Source organism: Streptomyces sp. SCSIO ZS0520, assembly GCF_025643355.1.
GTDB lineage: Bacteria > Actinomycetota > Actinomycetes > Streptomycetales > Streptomycetaceae > Streptomyces > Streptomyces physcomitrii.
This window is the reverse complement of the sequence record NZ_CP092644.1, coordinates 340,735-358,259: the sequence shown is the minus strand read 5'-3', so window position 1 is coordinate 358,259 and position 17,525 is coordinate 340,735. Positions and strand designations below refer to the sequence as shown.

Sequence of the window (17,525 nt, the reverse complement as noted above, 5' to 3'; positions counted from 1 at the left end):
TGATCGGACGTTGATCGGTCGTTTTTCCCCGGTCGGCAGCATCGTGAGCATGCAGACCAATGTGATCGCCCAGGAAGACCTCGCCTGGCAGGAACAGGCCCTGTGCGCACAGACCGGTGCCGGCTTCTTCTTCCCGGAGCCGGGCAGCTCGGTGCGCGAGGCCAAGCAGATCTGCCGGATGTGCGAGACCCGCGCCGAGTGCCTGGAGTACGCCCTGACCCACGACGAGCAGTTCGGGGTCTGGGGCGGTCTCTCGGAGAAGGAGCGGCTGCGACTCCAGCGCCTCAGGCGGGCGGAAGCCGCCTGAGGCGCGCGCGGCGGCGGCCCGACCGCGGCGCGGCGGGGCGGCGGCCCCGGCCGGGCTCAGCCCGCGGCGCGGGCGGCCATCCGGGCCTTGCGGGCCGCGAGGCGCTCGTCGAAGCGGCTGGCCTCGCTGTCCAGGCCCTCCATGTAGAGGCCGAGCTCCTGCTGGGCGCGCTGCCCCTCGGGGCCGAGTCCCTTGATCTGGAGCACGCCGAGGTAGCGCAGCACCGGCTGGAGCACGTCGTCGTGGTGGATGCGCAGGTTGTACACCTCGCCGATCGCCATCTGGGCGGCCGCCCGCTCGAAGCCGGGCATGCCGTGGCCGGGCATCCGGAATCCGGTGACCACGTCGCGTACGGCCTGCATCGCGAGGTCGGGGGCGAGCTCCAGGGCGGCGCCCAGGAGATTGCGGTAGAAGACCATGTGCAGGTTCTCGTCGGTCGCGATCCGCGCGAGCATGCGCTCGCAGACCGGGTCGCCGGAGATCCGGCCGGTGTTGCGGTGCGAGATGCGGGTGGCCAGCTCCTGGAAGGCCACATACGCGACCGAGTGCAGCATCGAGTGCCGGTTGTCCGACTCGAAGCCCTCGGACATGTGGGTCATCCGGAAGGACTCCAGCTCGTCGGGGTCGACGGCGCGCGAGGTGAGCAGGTAGTCGCGCATGACGATGCCGTGCCTGCCCTCCTCGGCGGTCCAGCGGTGCACCCAGGTGCCCCAGGCCCCGTCCCGCCCGAAGAGGCTCGCGATCTCGTGGTGGTAGCTGGGCAGGTTGTCCTCGGTGAGCAGATTGACCACCAGGGCGATCTTGCCCAGATCGGTGACCGAGGACTGCTCCTTGTGCCAGGCCTCGCCGTCCTCGAAGAGCCCGGGGAAGTTGCGGCCCGCGGACCAGGGCACGTACTCGTGCGGCATCCAGTCACGGGCGGACTTGAAGTGCCGGTTCAGCTCCTTCTCGACGATCTCCTCCAGCGCGAAGAGCAGCCGGGTGTCGTCCCAGGTGTCCGATGCGAGGGGGCGGGTGTGGGAGATCGTCATGGTGGCTCCAGCAAGACGTGCGGGCGGATCAGTGAACCTACGACACCGTAGGCTACGACACCGTAGGTTACGGGAGCGTAAGGATGATCGGCCCGCCGGGGCCCTGCCGGGACCGGCCGGATCCCGTGAGGGGGCCCGGCGTGGCGCGGGCCCCTCACCTGCTCAGTCGAGCTGGGCGCGCACCTCCTCCTCGCTGGTCGGGCGCAGCTCCCCGTCGAGGAGCAGCCAGCGGGTGAGGCCGAGGCCGGCGAGGAAGTCCAGGTCGTGCGAGGCGACCAGGAGCGCGCCCCGGTAGGCGGCGAGGGCGGTCGTGAGCCGGGCCACCCCCGAGGCGTCCAGGTTGTTGGTCGGCTCGTCGAGGAGGAGCAGCTGCGGCGCGGGCTCGGCCAGCATGAGGGCGGCGAGGGCCGCCCGGAAGCGTTCGCCGCCGGAGAGGGTGCCCACCTCCTGGTCCGCGCGGGCGCCCCGGAACAGGAAGCGGGCCAGGCGGGCGCGGATCGCGTTGTCCGTGGCACCCGGCGCGAAGCGCGCCACGTTCTGCGCGACGCTCAGCTCCTCGTCGAGGACGTCGAGCCGCTGCGGCAGATGCCGTACCGGCACCTGGACCCCCGACACACCGCTCACCGGCGAGAGTTCACCGGCGAGTACCCGCAGCAGGGTCGACTTGCCCGCCCCGTTGCGGCCGAGCAGGCCGATGCGCTCCGGGCCGTGCACCGAGAGGCCGCCCGGCACCCGGGCCCCGGTGTACGGCAGCACCAGCTCGCGCACGGTGCACACCTCGCGCCCCGGCGGGACCGCCGTGGACGGCAGCTCGATACGGACCTCGTCGTCCTCGCGCACCGAGCGGGCCGCCTCGTCGAGCCGCTGCCGGGCGTCCGCGAGGCGCCCCTCGTGCAGCAGGCGGTGCTTGCCCGCCGACACCTGGGCCTGGCGCTTGCGCTGGGCCATGACCGCCTTGGGCTCCCGCTTGGTGTCCCACATCTTCTGCCCGTAGCGCTTGCGGCGGGCCAGCACCACCTGGGCGTCGGCGAGTTCGCGCTCTTGCCGGCGCAGATCGGCCTCCGCGGTGCGCACCTTGCGCTGCGCCGCCTCCTGCTGGGCGGCGAGCACCTCCTCATAGGCGCTGAGGGTGCCGCCGTACCAGGTCAGGGAGCCGCTGCGGAGTTCGGCGATCTGGTCGACGCGCTCCAGGAGTTCGCGGTCGTGGCTGGCCAGCACGAGGACGCCGGGCCAGCTCTCGACCGCCCGGTGCAGCCGCCTGCGGGCGTGCAGGTCGAGGTTGTTGGTGGGCTCGTCCAGGAGCAGCACCTCGGGGCGCCGCAGCAGCAGCGCGGCCAGGCGCAGCAGTACGGACTCGCCGCCGGACAGCTCGCCGACGGTGGCGTCCAGGGCGCTGGGCAGGCCGAGGGATTCGAGGGTGGCGCCGGCCCGCTCCTCGACGTCCCAGTCGTCCTGCACCGCGGCGAAGTGCTCCTCGTCCACCTCACCCGCCTCGATGGCGTGCAGGGCGGCGCGCACCCGGCGGATGCCGAGCGCCTCGTCGACCCGCAGCCCCGTGTCGAGGGTGAGGTTCTGCGGCAGGTAGCCGACCTCGCCGCTGGTACGGACGGTGCCCGCGCCCGGTGCCAGCGCACCGGTGATCAGCTTGAGCAGGGTCGACTTCCCGGCGCCGTTCAGCCCGACGAGACCGGTCCTGCCCGGGGCGAAGGCGGTGGTGAGCCCGTCGAAGACGGGGGTCCCGTCCGGCCAGGCGAAGTGCAGTCCGGTGCACTGGACCAGGGAGGAGGCGGCGGCCGGGGTGAAGGAGGAGGAGTGGTCGTGGTGGGTCATGGAGGCCTCACGGATTCTCGGAGTGCGGGCGGCGGGGCGACGCATCCGGAACACCGCGGTCACTTCGAAGAGAGGCCCGGGGCGCCGGGAAGGGGGCTGCCCGAGGGACGGCTCGTGACACCGAGGTCGGTCACGGTGCGCGCGGCGGCCGGATACGGCAGGCTGCACGGCACGGTGTTCCGGGACCTCAGTGGAGCAACGTCCTTCTCCGTTCGGCGGGGGTGGGGCCAGGAACACCGTAGGAGAAGGGCCGGGCCGGGGCAACGGATTAACGCGGCGTCCGAGGGCGGCCGTTGCGCCGCCGCCGCGAGCCCCCGGAAAGAGGGAGCCAGATGACCGACACGCCCCGCTCGCTGCCCGCCTGCCTGTACCTCCTCGCCTGGGACACCGGCGAGGACCGCCCCGCCGCGGCCGCCGGTCTCGGCCGCCTGGTGCGGGCCGGGGCGCTCGCCGAGCTGGCCTGGCGGGGGCTGCTCGCCGACGAGGACGGGGTGGCGGTGCCCACCGACCCGGATGCCGAGACCGGCCAGGACCCGCTCGACGGTCTCCTCGAACTCGTCGCCGAGTCCCGGCCGCGCACCTGGCAGGAGTGGGTGGGCGCGCACACGGGCGCCACCCGGACCGCGGTACGCGCGTCACTCGTGGCCGAGGGCTTCCTGCGCGCCCGGGGCCACCGCCTGCTCGGCCTGCTCCCGCCGGGGCGCCATGTGCTCGCCGACCCCGCTCCCGTACGGAGCCTGCGGGCGAGGGCGCGGGCCGCGCTGTGCGGGCCGGTGCCGGTGGCGGAGGTCGGGCACCGCGCGGCGGCGATGACCGTCCTCGCGGTGGACGCCGGGCTCGGCACCTTCGCCACCGCCGGGGAGCGCGCGGCGCACCAGGACCGTACCGAGGCGCTGGCCGCGCGCGGCGGCGAGGCGGGCCCCGCGCTGCCCGGGGTCTTCCGCGAGCTGCGGGCGGCGGTCCGGGCGGCGGCGGTCACCGGGGCGGCGGCGCGGGGGAGTTGAAGATCCGGGGCGGGTTTCCGGGGCGGGGCGGCCCCCGCCCCGGAGGGTTCAGCAGACGTCGTCGAGGGCGTCCGCGAGATCCTGCTCGATGTCGGCGAACAGGTGCTCCTCGCCCGGCGGGACGAGCGCCCGGGTGAGGTCGAGGAAGCCGCGGAGCTGCTCGGTGAGGATGTGCACCACCGCGATGCCCTCGGCCCCGTGGAACTCCAGGATGGTGCGGCCGTAGCCGTAGGGGCGCACCCGGACGTCGCCCTCGCCCGCGTCCTGTTCGAGGCCCTCGGCGAGCAGTTCGCGGCCGAAGGTCCAGCAGACCTCCTGGCCGCGCAGGGCGGCATGGGCCGGGAAGGTCATCCGTACGGCGAAGGGGTCCCGGCCGTCGTAGTGCAGGGTCGCCGGAATGACCGGAATGCGGGGGGCGACGGCGATCAGCCGGACTTCGACGGAGTGCGAGACAGAGGACAACTCCTGCTCCTTGCGGGGGCCGGGGCGCGTGAAGGCGGGCGCGGGGGCGGGGGCGGACACCCTGTGAGAGGGGCGCGGGACCGGATCCGTGCATTGAGAAGGGGAGTGACCTTCCTCACTTCCTAGGGGGCGATTCTCGGCCAGATGGCTGTGGCCGGTCGGTCTCCGCCCTCCGCGCCGGTGCGGGAGCGCCTGCGCCGCCCGCCGCGGCCGCTGGCCCCGCCCCGGCGTACCCTGGCCGACCATGATCACGAGCTTTCCGCTGCCCGCGGGCTGGCCCGCCACCGAGGCCCGGGCCCGCGCCGTCCAGGAGGAGTTGCGTTCCCGGGTGGTCCTCGGCGACCCGGGTCCCGCGCCCGGCACCGGGACGGTCACCGGGGTCGATGTCGCCTACGACGACGCCCGCGACCTGGTCGCCGCCGCGGCGGTCGTCCTGGACGCGGCGAGCCTGGAGGTCCGCGAGGAGGCGACCGCGGTGGGCCGGGCCGGTTTCCCGTACGTGCCCGGGCTGCTCGCCTTCCGCGAGGTGCCCGCGGTCCTCGCCGCCCTCCGCGGGCTGGACACCGACCCCGGGCTCCTGGTCTGCGACGGCTACGGACTCGCCCATCCCCGGCGTTTCGGGCTCGCCTGCCACCTCGGGGTGCTGACCGGGCTGCCCGCGATCGGCGTCGCGAAGAACCCCTTCACCTTCACCTACGCGGAGCCCTCCGGGGCGCGCGGCTCGGCCGCCCCGCTCACCGACGGCGCGGAGGAGGTCGGCCGTGCGCTGCGCACCCGGGCCGGGGTGAAACCGGTCTTCGTCTCGGTCGGGCACCGCACCACGCTGGAGTCGGCCTGCGCCCATGTCCTCGCGCTCACCCCGCGCTACCGCCTGCCCGAGTCCACCCGCCGCGCGGACGCGCTCTGCCGCCGGGCGCTCAAGGGGGCCCTGGGGTCCGCCTGACGGTTCCCGTACGGCGCGGATGGTCGGACCGACTCCGGGCGCCGCCCCGGCCGACCTTTCGTGCCCGTACGACGCGGGGCGAACTGCCCGCCCCCGTACGGCGGTCGAGGAGGGCCGGGGCGGCCCAGGGGAGGCGGGTGGCTCAGCGCACCGCGGCGACCCGGATGGTGAGGCCCGCCGCGCGCAGCCGTTCCGTCAGGGACTCGCCCATCGCGACCGCCGGGGTGACCTGTCCCGCGGTGGCGGGCAGCTTGTCGAAGGCGAGGCTGAGCGCGGACTCGGCGAGGATCTTCGCCGTCTCGTCGTAGCCCGGGTCGCCGCCCGCCACCTCGGTGTAGACGCGGCGGCCGCCGCCCTCGCCGATGAAGCGCACCGAGAAGGTGCTGCGGGCCCGCCGCTCCGCGCTCGGGCCCTCGCCCGGCTTGAGGCGGTCCGAGAGCCAGCGCCGGGTGGGCCCGAACTGGGCCGCCGCGAAGGTGGTGGTGACCAGCCCGAGCAGCCCCGCCACGGTGGCCAGGCGCCGTACGCCCGCGTAGTGCCGGTAGCGGAAGTCGGGCCCGTAGCGCTCCAGGGCGCGGGCCGAGCGCTGGACGATCTGCGCGTCGATGGTGGGCAGCGGGAGCCCCCAGGCGCCGATCTCCCCGGAGTAGTGGAAGGTGCCGGGCGGGGCGTAGGCGCGGCGGCCCTGCGGGCGGGGCTCGTGCTGCTTGCGCTCCCGGGCGGCGGCGAGCATCTGCGGCCCCCGCGAGAAGGCGGTGAGGGCGGAGGCGAAGGTGCCCCCGGAGGCCTGCGCGTCGACCTGCACATAGCCGTCGACGCGCAGCGGCACCCCCTCGGGCAGCTGCGCCACGGTGAACTGCACACCGAGGTCGTGCGGCACCGAGTCGAAGCCGCAGGCGTGCACCAGGCGGGCGCCGGTCTCCCGGGCCCGGGCGTCGTGGCGTACGTACATCAGGTCCACGAACTCGGGCTCGCCGGTGAGGTCGAGATAGTCGGTGCCCGCCTCGGCGCAGGCCGCGACCAGGCCCTCGCCGTAGCTGATGTAGGGGCCGACCGTGGTGGCCACCACCCGGGCGCCCGCGGCGAGTTCGCGCAGCGAGTCGGCGTCGTCCACATCGGCGCGCACCACCTCGGGCGCGGGCCCCTCGGGCGCGAACTCGGCCAGCCGGGTCCGCAGGGCGTCCAGCTTGGCGGGGTTGCGCCCGGCGACGGCCCAGCGCAGTTCGGCCGGTGCGTGCGCGGCCAGGTACTCGGCGGTCAGCTGCCCGACGAAGCCGGTGGCTCCGAACAGCACGATGTCGTACGTGCGCTCCGCCCGCTCGGGACTGCTCTGTGCTGCCATGACACCCCTTGTCCTCGACCCCCGTGCCTCGGGCCCCGGCGGCCCCGGCCACGAGCCCGGCCGATCCGCGCGGAACGCCCTCTTCCGGGCCCGAGGTTAGCGTGCGCGATCACAGCGGCAGCGGCCCGTCCGCCTGGTGGGCGGGCGGGCATCCGGGGGAGTTACTGAGCGCTTGCTCGACAGGGCTTGTGCGCGGACCCGCTGGTTCATAACATCAACACTGTTACATCGATGGTGTCACAGTGCATGTCGCGTACCGAGGGGTTGTGGAGTCAGTGGCAGAGCCGCCGGGACAGGGACCGCTCACCGGGGTGCGGGTGGTCGAACTCGCGGGCATCGGACCGGGCCCCTTCGCCGCCATGCTGCTCGCCGACCTCGGCGCGGACGTGGTCCGGGTCGAGCGCCCCGCCGGGGGCCTCGGCATCGCCCCGGAGAAGGACCTCACCAACCGCAACAAGCGCTCCGTCGCCGTGGACCTGAAGTCGCCGGGCGGCACCGCCGCCGTGCTCGGCCTGGTGGAGCGCGCCGACATCCTGATCGAGGGCTACCGGCCCGGCGTCGCCGAACGCCTCGGCGTCGGCCCCGAGGACTGCCTCGCCCGCAACCCCCGCCTCGTCTACGGCCGGATGACCGGCTGGGGCCAGGAGGGACCGCTCGCCCAGCGCGCCGGGCACGACCTCGGCTACATCGCGGTCACCGGCACCCTGGGCATGATCGGCAAGGCGGACGAGCCCCCGGCCGTCCCGGTGAACCTCGTCGGGGACTACGCGGGCGGCTCGCTCTACCTGGTCGTGGGCGTCCTCGCCGCCCTCCAGCACGCGCGGGCCACCGGCACCGGGCAGGTCGTGGACGCCGCCATCGTGGACGGCGCCGCCCACCTCGCCTCGATGATCCACGGCATGGCGGCGGCCGGGGTCTGGCAGGACCGCCGCGGGGTCAACCTCCTCGACGGGGGCGCCCCCTTCTACGGGAACTACGCGACCTCCGACGGCGGGTACATGGCCGTCGGCGCCCTGGAACCGCAGTTCTACGCGGAGTTCGCCGAACTGCTCGGCCTCGGTGAAGTCGCCGCCGCCCGCGAGGACTTCGGCCGCTGGGAGGAGCTGCGGGAGGCCGTCGCCGCCCGCTTCAGGACCCGCACCCGGGCCGAGTGGACCGAGGTCTTCCAGGACTCCGACGCCTGTGTCGCACCCGTGCTGTCCATGCGCGAGGCGCCCGAGCACCCGCATCTGGCCGCCCGCGGCACCTTCGTCGAGCACGCCGGGCTCACCCAGCCCGCCCCCGCCCCGCGCTTCTCCGCCACCCCGACCCGGGTGCGCACCGCCCCCGCGCTGCCCGGCGCGGACACCGAGGAGGTCGCCCGCGACTGGGACGTACCGCACCTGGTGGCGGAGCCGTCCTGAGCCACCGAACCCCGTCCGGGCGAGCAGCCCGCGGGGCCCGACCGAGACCGCCGGCGCCCGGCCGGGTGCCACGCCGAACCGCCCACAGGAGGAAGCCGTGAAGCGGATCATCTACTCGCCCGAGCACGAGGCATTCAGGGAGACGGTCAAGACCTTCCTCGCCAAGGAGGTCCTGCCGCACTACGAGCAGTGGGAGAAGGACGGCATCGTCTCCCGCGAGGTCTGGCTCGCGGCGGGCCGCCAGGGGCTGCTGGGTCTCGCGGTCCCCGAGGAGTACGGCGGCGGCGGCGAGCCGGACTTCCGCTACAGCGCCGTACTCGCCGAGGAGTTCACCCGGGCCGGGGTGGCCGGACTCGCCATCGGCCTGCACAACGACATCATCGGCCCCTACCTCACCTCGCTCGCCACCGAGGAGCAGAAGCGGCGCTGGCTGCCCGGATTCTGCAGCGGCGAGCTGATCACCGCCATCGCCATGACCGAACCCGGCGCGGGCTCCGACCTCCAGGGCATCCGCACCACCGCCGAGGACCGCGGCGACCACTGGGTGCTCAACGGCTCCAAGACCTTCATCTCCAACGGGATCATCTCCGACCTGGTGGTCGTGGTCGCCAAGACCACCCCCGAGGGCGGCGCGCACGGGCTCTCGCTGCTCGTCGTCGAGCGCGGCATGGAGGGCTTCGAACGGGGCCGCAACCTCGACAAGATCGGCCAGAAGTCCCAGGACACCGCCGAGCTGTTCTTCAACGACGTACGGGTGCCCAAGGAGAACCTGCTCGGCGAGCTGAACGGCGCCTTCGTCCACCTGATGACCAACCTCGCCCAGGAGCGGATGGCCATCGCGATAGCGGCCATCGCCGGGGCCGAGTACCTGGTCGAGCTGACCACCACCTACGTCAAGGAGCGCGAGGCCTTCGGCAGGCCGCTCGCCCGGCTCCAGCACGTACGCTTCGAGATCGCCGAGATGGCCACCGAGTGCGCGGTCACCCGGGCCTACCTCGACCGCTGCATCACCGACCACGCGGACGGCACCCTGGACGCGGTGAACGCCTCGATGGCCAAGTGGTGGGCGACCGAACTGCAGAAGCGCACCGCCGACCGCTGCCTGCAACTGCACGGCGGCTACGGCTACATGAACGAGTACCCGGTGGCCAGGGCCTTCACCGACGGCCGCATCCAGACGATCTACGGAGGCACGACCGAGATCATGAAGGAGATCATCGGCCGCTCGCTGCTCGGCTGACCACGACGGGCAACCGCCCCGCCGCCTCACCCTCCCCGCCCGAGAAAGGCTCCAGTCTTGACCACCGAAGCGTACGTCTACGACGCGATCCGCACCCCCCGCGGGCGCGGCAAGGCCACCGGCTCCCTGCACGGCACCAAGCCCATCGACCTGATCGTCGGCCTCATCAAGGAACTCCGCGGCCGCCACCCGGACCTGGACCCGGCGACCATCGACGACATCGTCCTCGGTGTCGTCAGCCCCATCGGCGACCAGGGCTCGGACATCGCCCGGATCGCCGCCCTCGCCGCCGGTCTCCCTCAGACGGTGGCGGGCGTGCAGGAGAACAGGTTCTGCGCCTCCGGTCTGGAGGCCGTCAACATGGCGGCGGCCAAGGTCCGTTCGGGCTGGGAGAGCCTGGTGCTCGCGGGCGGCGTCGAGTCGATGTCGCGAGTGCCCATGGGCTCCGACGGCGGCGCCTGGTTCCACGACCCGATCACCAGCCTGGAGACCAACTTCGTCCCGCAGGGCATCGGCGCCGACCTGATCGCCACCCTCGGCGGCTGGACCCGGGCGGACGTGGACGAGTTCGCCGCCCTCTCCCAGGAGCGCGCCGCCACCGCGCAGAAGGAGGGCCGCTTCGACCGGTCGGTGATCCCGGTCCGCGACCGCACCGGGCTGCTCGTCCTGGAGCGGGACGAGTTCCTGCGCCCCGGCACCACCGTCGAGGCCCTCGGCAAGCTGAAGCCCTCCTTCGCCGACATCGGCGAGCTCGGCGGCTTCGACGCGGTGGCCCTGCAGGAGTACCACTGGGTCGAGAAGATCGACCACGTGCACCACGCGGGCAACTCCTCCGGCATCGTGGACGGCGCCTCGCTGGTCGCCATCGGCAACAAGGAGGCCGGTGAGCGCAACGGCCTCACCCCGCGCGCCCGTATCGTCTCCGCGGCCGTCTCCGGCTCCGAGCCCACCATCATGCTCACCGGTCCCGCGCCCGCCAGCCGCAAGGCGCTCGCCCTCGCCGGGCTGACCATCGACGACATCGACCTCATCGAGATGAACGAGGCCTTCGCCGCGGTCGTCCTGCGCTTCGCCGACGACATGGGCGCCGGCCTGGACAAGATCAACGTCAACGGCGGCGCGATCGCCCTCGGCCACCCCCTCGGCGCCACCGGAGCCATCCTGCTCGGCACGGTCATCGACGAGCTGGAGCGCCAGGACAAGCGCTTCGGCCTGGTCACCCTCTGCGTCGGCGGCGGCATGGGCATCGCCACCGTCGTCGAGCGCCTCTGACCCGTCCCGTCCCCTTCCGGATCCCCTTACGGAGAAGCTTCCATGACCGAGAGCACCACCATCCGCTGGGAACAGGACGAGACCGGCCTCGTCACCCTCGTCCTGGACGACCCCAAGCAGTCCGCGAACACCATGAACGCGGACTTCCGCGCCTCCCTCACCGCGGTCGCCGACCGCCTGGAGACCGAGAAGGAGTCCGTCCGCGGCGTCATCTTCACCTCCGCCAAGAAGACCTTCTTCGCCGGCGGCGACCTGCGCGACCTCATCCAGGTCACCCCCGAGACCGCCCAGCTCGCCTACGAGGGCGGCCTCGCCATCAAGCGCGACCTGCGCCGCATCGAGACCCTCGGCGTCCCCGTCGTCGCCGCCCTCAACGGCGCGGCCCTCGGCGGCGGCTACGAGATCGCCCTCGCCTCCCACCACCGGATCGCCCTGGACGGCTCGGCCACCAAGATCGGCCTGCCGGAGGTCACCCTCGGCCTGCTGCCCGGCGGCGGCGGCGTGGTCCGCACCGTACGCCTGCTCGGCATCGCCGACGCGCTCCTGAAGGTGCTGCTCCAGGGCACCCAGTACACCCCCCGGCGCGCCCTGGACGCCGGTCTCATCCACGAGATCGCCGCCACCCCCGAGGAACTGATCGCCAAGGCCCGCGCCTTCGTGGACGCCAACCCCCAGTCCGCGCAGCCCTGGGACAAGCCCGGCTACAAGATCCCCGGCGGCACCCCCGCGAACCCGAAGTTCGCCGCCAACCTCCCGGCCTTCCCGGCCAACCTGCGCAAGCAGACCTCCGGCGCCAACTACCCGGCCGCGCGCAACATCCTGGCCGCCGCGGTCGAGGGCTCCCAGGTCGACTTCGCCACCGCGGAGCAGATCGAGGCCCGCTACTTCGTGGAGCTGGCCGGCGGCCAGGTCTCCAAGAACATGATCCAGGCCTTCTTCTTCGACCTCCAGGCCGTCAACTCCGGTGCCAACCGTCCCAAGGGCATCGAGTCCACCAAGGTCCGCAAGGTGGCCGTGCTCGGCGCGGGCATGATGGGCGCCGGTATCGCGTACTCCTGCGCCCGGGCCGGTATCGAGGTGGTCCTCAAGGACGTCAGCGCCGAGTCCGCCGCCAAGGGCAAGGCCTACTCCGAGGGGCTGTGCGCCAAGGCGGTCTCCCGGGGCCGCACCACCCAGGAGAAGGCGGACGCGCTGCTCGCCCGGATCACCCCGACCGCGGAGGTCGCCGACCTCGCGGGCTGCGACGCGGTGATCGAGGCCGTCTTCGAGAACACCGAGCTGAAGCACAAGGTCTTCCAGGAGATCCAGGACGTCGTCGCCCCGGACGCCCTGCTCTGCTCCAACACCTCCACCCTGCCGATCACCGGTCTCGCCGAGGGGGTGAAGCGGCAGGAGGACTTCATCGGCCTGCACTTCTTCTCGCCGGTCGACAAGATGCCGCTGGTCGAGATCATCAAGGGCGAGCGCACCGGCGAGGAGGCGCTGGCCCGCGCCTTCGACCTGGTCCGCCAGATCAGCAAGACCCCGATCGTGGTCAACGACTCGCGCGGCTTCTTCACCTCCCGGGTCATCGGCCACTTCATCAACGAGGGCGTGGCCATGGTCGGCGAGGGCATCGAGCCCGCCTCCGTCGAGCAGGCCGCCGCACAGGCCGGCTACCCGGCCAAGGTGCTCTCCCTCATGGACGAGCTGACGCTGACCCTGCCGCGCAAGATCCGCCTGGAGACCAAGCAGGCCGTCGAGGCGGAGGGCGGCACCTGGACCGCGCACCCGGCGGAGGAGCTGATCGACCGGATGGTCGAGGAGTTCGACCGCCCCGGGCGCAGCGGCGGCGCCGGCTTCTACGACTATGAGGACGGCAAGCGCGCCGGTCTCTGGTCCGGGCTGCGCGAGCACTTCACCAAGCCCGGCCACCGGATCCCGTTCGTGGACATGCAGGAGCGGATGCTCTTCGCCGAGGCCCTGGACACCGTCCGGCTCCTGGAGGAGGGCGTGCTGACCTCGGTGGCCGACGCCAACATCGGCTCGATCATGGGCATCGGCTTCCCGGCCTGGACCGGCGGCGTGCTCCAGTACATCAACGGCTACGAGGGCGGCCTGCCCGGCTTTGTGGCCCGGGCGCGCGAACTGGCCGCCACCTACGGCGAGCGCTTCGAGCCGACCGGCCTGCTGCTGCGCAAGGCCGAGGCGGGGGAGACCTTCGGCGACGAGTGAGGGCCACCGGGGTCGGGGTGAGCCCCGGCCCCGTACGCCCACGGGCCCCGGTCCGCGCCGTGAGGCGCGGGGCGGGGCCCTCCGTACGCCCCGCTCCCGGACCTGCACCCGCCCGGCTACGGAGCGGACTGCGGCCCGAACCAGCCCCGGATCTCCTCGCGCATGGAGCGCTGGAAGGCCGTGAGCATCGCCTGCACGATCAGCGGCTGCATGTGCGCGGAGAGGGACTTCATCGCCGCGGTGTGCTCCTGCTCCGAGGCGCCCTCGCGCCCGGCGTCCCAGACCTCCTCGCGGAAGAGCCGGGACATCTCCCGGGCCACCGCCCTGGTGTGCTCGATGAGCACGGTCCTGGCGGCCAGGATCGTCTCGTTGGGGATGGGCACGTCCACCATCTCCACCCCGAGGCGCAGCTGACCGGGGTCGGTGTCGAAGACGTCCGGGTCCTCGGTGCGCCGGATGATGTTCATCGCGACGAGGCGCTCCAGGTCCGCTTCGGAGAGCTCGCGCCCGGCCCGCTTGCGCAGCTCGGCGCGGGAGAGCGGCTCGGTGGACTCCGGGGTCCAGGAGGAGACCAGGGCGCGGTGGATCGCCAGGTCCTGGGCGCTGAGGTCCTTCGGCAGCTGCTGGAGGTAGCGCTCGATCCCGGCGAGGGTCATGCCCTGGTGCTGGAGCTCCTCGATGAGGGCGAGCCGGGAGAGGTGCGCGGGCCCGTAGAGGCCGACCCGGCGGGGGCCGATCACCGGGGGAGGGAGCAGTCCGCGGGTGCTGTAGAAGCGGACGGTGCGTACGGTGACGCCCGCGCGCGCGGCCAGTTCGTCTACCGTGAGCGTCGGCTCGGCGGTTTCCGCGGTCATGACGTGCTCCTGTGTCCGGTGGCGCGCACTGCTGGTGCAACAGTATTGCTGTCTCACCAGCAATGTGAAAGTGAGCGGGCGCCGGTATCCCCGGCCCCTATCCCGCTTCCTCCCGGCTGGACACCCCCTGCCCAGCATGTGAGAAGTTCCGCTCTGTGATCCATGCCACCGCGTAATCGCCGCAGCTCGGGGGAGGGTTGCCGACGGCCCGTGCCCGGCGTGATCCGGCATGGGCCGCGGCACATCCGTACAACCGGAGAATCTCCGCGTACCAGAGAGTGGTTCCACCGTGAGCAAGGAAGTTCTCGACACGGCACCCGCCGTGTCCCGGACGGACACGGCCCCCACGCCCCACGACGCGGGCGACGCCGGTTACAGCAAGGACCTCAAGGCCCGGCACGTCAACATGATCGCGATCGGCGGCGCGATCGGCACCGGACTCTTCCTCGGCGCGGGCGGCCGGCTGCACGACGCGGGACCGGCCCTGGCGCTGGCCTACCTGGTCTGCGGCATCTTCGCCTTCTTCGTCGTACGGGCCCTCGGCGAGCTGGTCCTGTACCGGCCCTCCTCCGGCTCCTTCGTCTCCTACGCCCGCGAGTTCCTCGGCGAGAAGGGGGCCTACGTCGCCGGGTGGATGTACTTCGTCAACTGGTCCACCACCGGTATCGCCGACATCACCGCGATCGCGCTCTACACCCACTACTGGAGCCTGTTCACCGACATCCCGCAGTGGACCCTCGCGCTGATCGCGCTCGCGGTCGTCCTCGCGGTGAACCTGATCTCGGTGAAGATCTTCGGCGAGATGGAGTTCTGGTTCTCGATCATCAAGGTGGCGGCCCTGGTCGCCTTCATGTGTATCGGCATCTTCCTCCTGGTCACCCAGCACAAGGTCGGCGGCGAGAGCCCGGGCCTGGACGTCATCACCGACCACGGCGGATTCCTGCCGCACGGGCTGATGCCGGTCGTCCTGGTGATGCAGGGCGTGGTCTTCGCCTACGCCTCCCTGGAGCTGGTCGGCGTGGCCGCGGGCGAGACCGCCGAGCCGCACAAGGTCGTCCCGCGCGCCGTGAACTCGATCATGTGGCGGGTCGGGCTCTTCTACGTCGGCTCGGTGGTGCTGCTCGCGCTGCTGCTGCCCGCCTCGGCGTACTCGGCGGACCAGAGCCCCTTCGTGACCGTCCTGTCCAAGATCGGCGTCCCGGCCGCCGGTGACGTGATGAACCTGGTCGTGCTGACCGCCGCGATGTCCAGCCTCAACTCGGGCCTGTACTCGACCGGCCGGATCCTGCGCTCCATGGCGATGGCGGGCTCCGCCCCCAAGTTCACCGCCCGGATGAACCGCAGCCAGGTGCCCTACGGCGGCATCATGCTGACCTCCGCGGTCTGCGTGCTCGGCGTCGGCCTCAACTACCTGGTGCCCGGCAAGGCCTTCGAGATCGTCCTGAACATCGCCTCGCTGGGGATCATCAGCACCTGGGTGATCATCATGGTCTGCCACCTGGCCTTCGTCCGCCGGGCCAAGCAGGGCCTGCTCAGCCGACCGCGGTTCCGGCTGCCCGGCAGCCCGGTCACCGAGATCGCCACCATCGCCTTCCTGCTCTCGGTGCTCGGCCTGATGTGGAAGGACCCCGAGGTCGGCCGCAAGACCCTCTACCTGATCCCGCTCATCGCGGCCGGACTGGTCGCGGGCTGGTACGCCATCCGCCGCCGGGACGCCAGGACCGCGCTCCGGGACTGAGCCCGCCGCCGGAGCCCGCGGCCCCCGGCCGGACGCCGGGGGCCGCGGGAGTCCTCACCCGACGGGAGCGAGGGGAGACGTGGCGGACGCCTCGGCTCAGTGCCGGTGGCCGTCCGCGTGCGCGTCGCCGTGGTCGTGGTCGTGGATGTCGTGGGTGTCCGCGATCTTCTTCCAGGACTTGGGCGCCTTGGCGGGCGCCTCGGCGCGGGCCGCGAGCCCGGCCGCCTTCGCCGTGGCCTTGGCGGGCTTCTCCGGCTGGAAGAGCCAGGTGTCGAAGAAGGAGCCGAGGTCCTTGCCGGAGACCTTCTCGGCGTACGCGACGAACTCCGGGATCCGCGCGTTGCCGTGGGCGCGCTCGGTGGGCCAGCCCTTGAGGATCTCGAAGAAGGCCTTGTCGCCGATCTCGTTGCGCAGCGCCTGGAGCGTCAGCGCGCCCCGGTCGTACACGGCGCCGTCGAACTGCTTGTCCGCGCCCGGGTCGCCCGGCTTCACCGTCCAGAAGGCGTCGTCGGCCGGGTAGGAGTCGTAGATGTAGTCCGCCAGTTCCTGCGCGGTGCCCTCGCCCTCCTTCTCCGACCAGAGCCACTGCGCGTAGCTCGCGAAGCCCTCGTTGAGCCAGATGTCCGCCCAGTCGCCGAGCGAGACGCTGTCGCCGTACCACTGGTGCGCCAGCTCGTGCACCACCACGGAGACGTTCGCGCCCTTGGCGAACTGCTTGGGGCTGTAGAAGGGCCGGGTCTGCGTCTCCAGGGCGAAACCGCTGGTGACGTTCGGTACGTAGCCGCCGAGCGCGTTGAACGGGTACGGGCCGAAGACCGTCTCCAGGAACTCCACGGCCTCACCGGAGCGCTCGATGCTGGCCCGGGCCGCGCCCCCGTTCTCGCCGAGGTCCTTGCTGTAGGCGTTGACGACCGGCAGCCCGCTCGCGGTCGTGTCCGTGGTGACGTCGAATTTGCCGACCGCCAGTGTCGTCAGATACGTGGCCTGCGGCTTGCTGGAGCGCCAGCTGTAGCGGGTCCAGCCGAGCTTCGAACTCGTCGACTGCAGCGTGCCGTTGGAGATCGCCTGGCTGCCCTCGGGCACCGAGACGGAGATGTCGTACGTGGCCTTGTCGAGCGGGTGGTCGTTGGAGGGGTACCACCACACGGCGGAGTCCGGCTCCTGCGCGGCGACGGCGCCGTCCGGGGTGCGCACCCAGGAGGTCCAGTCGTTGACCTTCACCGTGGAGGGCTTGTCGGCGTAGCGCACCACGACCGTGATCGGCGTGTCCTTGGGCAGCCCGGCCGCCGGGGTGATCTGCAGCTCCTGCTCGCCCGTCTTCTCGAACTTCGCCTTCTTGCCGTTCACCCGCACCTCGCTCACCTTGAGCGCGAAGTCCAGATTGAATCGGGAGAGGTCCTGCGTGGTGGTCGCGAGGATGGTCGCGGTGCCTTCGAGCAGGTCCGTCTTCGGCTGGTACTTCAGCCTGAGGTCGTAGTGGGACACGTCGTAACCGCCGTTTCCGGCGGCCGGGTAGTACGAGTCCCCGATGCTCGGGGCCCCCGGGGTGTAGTCGGCGGCCGAGGCCGGGATCGCCAGCATCAGGCCGGTCGCGAGGACGCCGGGGACGAGCAGTCTGCGGTGCACGAAATCTCCAAGTGGTGGGGTCACAAGATTGGTTCGAGCATATTCAGCCCTTTGGTCCACCGTCATGTCCATGGCTTTGTCTGACACATGACTGACATGGGGACGACATCTCGCCCCGGACGCCCTGGACTTTCTCCTTCCGTTTATTTCGCGGCCCACCTCGAATAACGCGGGCGTTGATCCATTGAACCCGGGTAGGCGCATGCGGTAAGCAGTCTGTCCCGGCCGCGCGTCCACGGGTTCGTACCGGTGCGGCACG

The 17,525-nt window shown here is 72.2% G+C and carries 14 protein-coding genes; 8 read left to right on the top strand and 6 right to left on the bottom strand.

What is annotated here, in order from left to right; all coding sequences use genetic code 11:
- Nucleotides 1-49: 49 nt before the first annotated feature.
- Entirely contained in the window at nucleotides 50-307 is a 258-nt protein-coding gene (locus tag MID12_RS01180) for a WhiB family transcriptional regulator (RefSeq protein ID WP_168541427.1), read from the top strand.
- Nucleotides 308-363: 56 nt separating this feature from the next.
- On the opposite strand, the gene MID12_RS01175 is transcribed toward MID12_RS01180, so the two are convergent.
- Nucleotides 364-1,338: an acyl-ACP desaturase gene (locus MID12_RS01175; RefSeq protein ID WP_040246156.1), complete on the bottom strand. Its 975-nt coding sequence runs from the start codon at nucleotides 1,336-1,338 to the stop codon at nucleotides 364-366.
- A gap of 162 nt (nucleotides 1,339-1,500) precedes the next feature.
- Nucleotides 1,501-3,168, bottom strand: a complete 1,668-nt coding sequence (locus tag MID12_RS01170; RefSeq protein ID WP_263164261.1) for an ABC-F family ATP-binding cassette domain-containing protein — start codon at nucleotides 3,166-3,168, stop codon at nucleotides 1,501-1,503.
- 332 nt (nucleotides 3,169-3,500) lie between these two features.
- Here MID12_RS01170 and MID12_RS01165 point away from each other — a divergent pair, with 332 nt between their 5' ends.
- Nucleotides 3,501-4,172 carry a GOLPH3/VPS74 family protein gene (locus MID12_RS01165; RefSeq protein ID WP_263164259.1) on the top strand — a complete coding sequence of 224 codons (672 nt, stop codon included), beginning with the start codon at nucleotides 3,501-3,503 and terminating at the stop codon, nucleotides 4,170-4,172.
- 48 nt (nucleotides 4,173-4,220) lie between these two features.
- Here the strand turns inward: MID12_RS01165 and MID12_RS01160 are convergent, their stop codons facing one another.
- Nucleotides 4,221-4,634, bottom strand: coding sequence for an SsgA family sporulation/cell division regulator (locus tag MID12_RS01160; RefSeq protein ID WP_040255992.1), 414 nt, complete (start codon nucleotides 4,632-4,634; stop codon nucleotides 4,221-4,223).
- A 244-nt stretch (nucleotides 4,635-4,878) separates the two neighbouring features.
- On the opposite strand from MID12_RS01160, the gene MID12_RS01155 reads away from it, so the two are divergent.
- On the top strand, nucleotides 4,879-5,577 hold the full coding sequence (locus MID12_RS01155; protein ID WP_263164256.1) for an endonuclease V: 699 nt from the start codon (nucleotides 4,879-4,881) through the stop codon (nucleotides 5,575-5,577).
- Between the two features lie 142 nt (nucleotides 5,578-5,719).
- Here the strand turns inward: MID12_RS01155 and MID12_RS01150 are convergent, their stop codons facing one another.
- Nucleotides 5,720-6,919, bottom strand: a complete 1,200-nt coding sequence (locus tag MID12_RS01150) for a saccharopine dehydrogenase family protein (RefSeq protein WP_263164254.1) — start codon at nucleotides 6,917-6,919, stop codon at nucleotides 5,720-5,722.
- Between the two features lie 266 nt (nucleotides 6,920-7,185).
- On the opposite strand from MID12_RS01150, the gene MID12_RS01145 reads away from it, so the two are divergent.
- The 4 genes from MID12_RS01145 (at nucleotide 7,186) to MID12_RS01130 (ending at nucleotide 13,048) form a co-directional block, all read left to right on the top strand.
- The gene (locus MID12_RS01145; RefSeq protein WP_078844671.1) at nucleotides 7,186-8,322 is read left to right on the top strand and encodes a CaiB/BaiF CoA transferase family protein; all 1,137 of its coding nucleotides are present in this window, start codon (nucleotides 7,186-7,188) and stop codon (nucleotides 8,320-8,322) included.
- A gap of 97 nt (nucleotides 8,323-8,419) precedes the next feature.
- Nucleotides 8,420-9,562 carry an acyl-CoA dehydrogenase family protein gene (locus MID12_RS01140; RefSeq protein ID WP_263164252.1) on the top strand — a complete coding sequence of 381 codons (1,143 nt, stop codon included), beginning with the start codon at nucleotides 8,420-8,422 and terminating at the stop codon, nucleotides 9,560-9,562.
- 57 nt (nucleotides 9,563-9,619) lie between these two features.
- Complete coding sequence (locus MID12_RS01135) at nucleotides 9,620-10,834, top strand: acetyl-CoA C-acetyltransferase (protein ID WP_263164251.1); 1,215 nt, start codon at nucleotides 9,620-9,622, stop codon at nucleotides 10,832-10,834.
- Nucleotides 10,835-10,876: 42 nt separating this feature from the next.
- Nucleotides 10,877-13,048 (top strand): 3-hydroxyacyl-CoA dehydrogenase NAD-binding domain-containing protein, encoded by a 2,172-nt coding sequence (locus MID12_RS01130; protein WP_263164249.1) that lies wholly within the window; start codon nucleotides 10,877-10,879, stop codon nucleotides 13,046-13,048.
- Nucleotides 13,049-13,164: 116 nt separating this feature from the next.
- On the opposite strand, the gene MID12_RS01125 is transcribed toward MID12_RS01130, so the two are convergent.
- Nucleotides 13,165-13,902, bottom strand: coding sequence for a MerR family transcriptional regulator (locus MID12_RS01125; RefSeq protein ID WP_040246148.1), 738 nt, complete (start codon nucleotides 13,900-13,902; stop codon nucleotides 13,165-13,167).
- Nucleotides 13,903-14,191: 289 nt separating this feature from the next.
- Here MID12_RS01125 and MID12_RS01120 point away from each other — a divergent pair, with 289 nt between their 5' ends.
- The gene (locus tag MID12_RS01120) at nucleotides 14,192-15,640 is read left to right on the top strand and encodes an amino acid permease (protein ID WP_263164247.1); all 1,449 of its coding nucleotides are present in this window, start codon (nucleotides 14,192-14,194) and stop codon (nucleotides 15,638-15,640) included.
- 96 nt (nucleotides 15,641-15,736) lie between these two features.
- Here MID12_RS01120 and MID12_RS01115 read toward each other — a convergent pair whose 3' ends face one another.
- On the bottom strand, nucleotides 15,737-17,266 hold the full coding sequence (locus MID12_RS01115; RefSeq protein ID WP_040246146.1) for a M1 family metallopeptidase: 1,530 nt from the start codon (nucleotides 17,264-17,266) through the stop codon (nucleotides 15,737-15,739).
- Between the last annotated feature and the right edge of the window lie 259 nt (nucleotides 17,267-17,525).

Bases quoted from the DNA above. Each gene is read 5' to 3' on its own strand.
- MID12_RS01130 (WP_263164249.1), top strand. From the start codon at position 10,877: ATGACCGAGAGCACCACCATCCGCTGGGAACAGGACGAGACCGGCCTC.
- MID12_RS01170 (WP_263164261.1), bottom strand. From the start codon at position 3,168: ATGACCCACCACGACCACTCCTCCTCCTTCACCCCGGCCGCCGCCTCC.
- MID12_RS01125 (WP_040246148.1), bottom strand. From the start codon at position 13,902: ATGACCGCGGAAACCGCCGAGCCGACGCTCACGGTAGACGAACTGGCC.
- MID12_RS01155 (WP_263164256.1), top strand. From the start codon at position 4,879: ATGATCACGAGCTTTCCGCTGCCCGCGGGCTGGCCCGCCACCGAGGCC.
- MID12_RS01175 (WP_040246156.1), bottom strand. From the start codon at position 1,338: ATGACGATCTCCCACACCCGCCCCCTCGCATCGGACACCTGGGACGAC.
- MID12_RS01165 (WP_263164259.1), top strand. From the start codon at position 3,501: ATGACCGACACGCCCCGCTCGCTGCCCGCCTGCCTGTACCTCCTCGCC.
- MID12_RS01180 (WP_168541427.1), top strand. From the start codon at position 50: ATGCAGACCAATGTGATCGCCCAGGAAGACCTCGCCTGGCAGGAACAG.
- MID12_RS01150 (WP_263164254.1), bottom strand. From the start codon at position 6,919: ATGGCAGCACAGAGCAGTCCCGAGCGGGCGGAGCGCACGTACGACATC.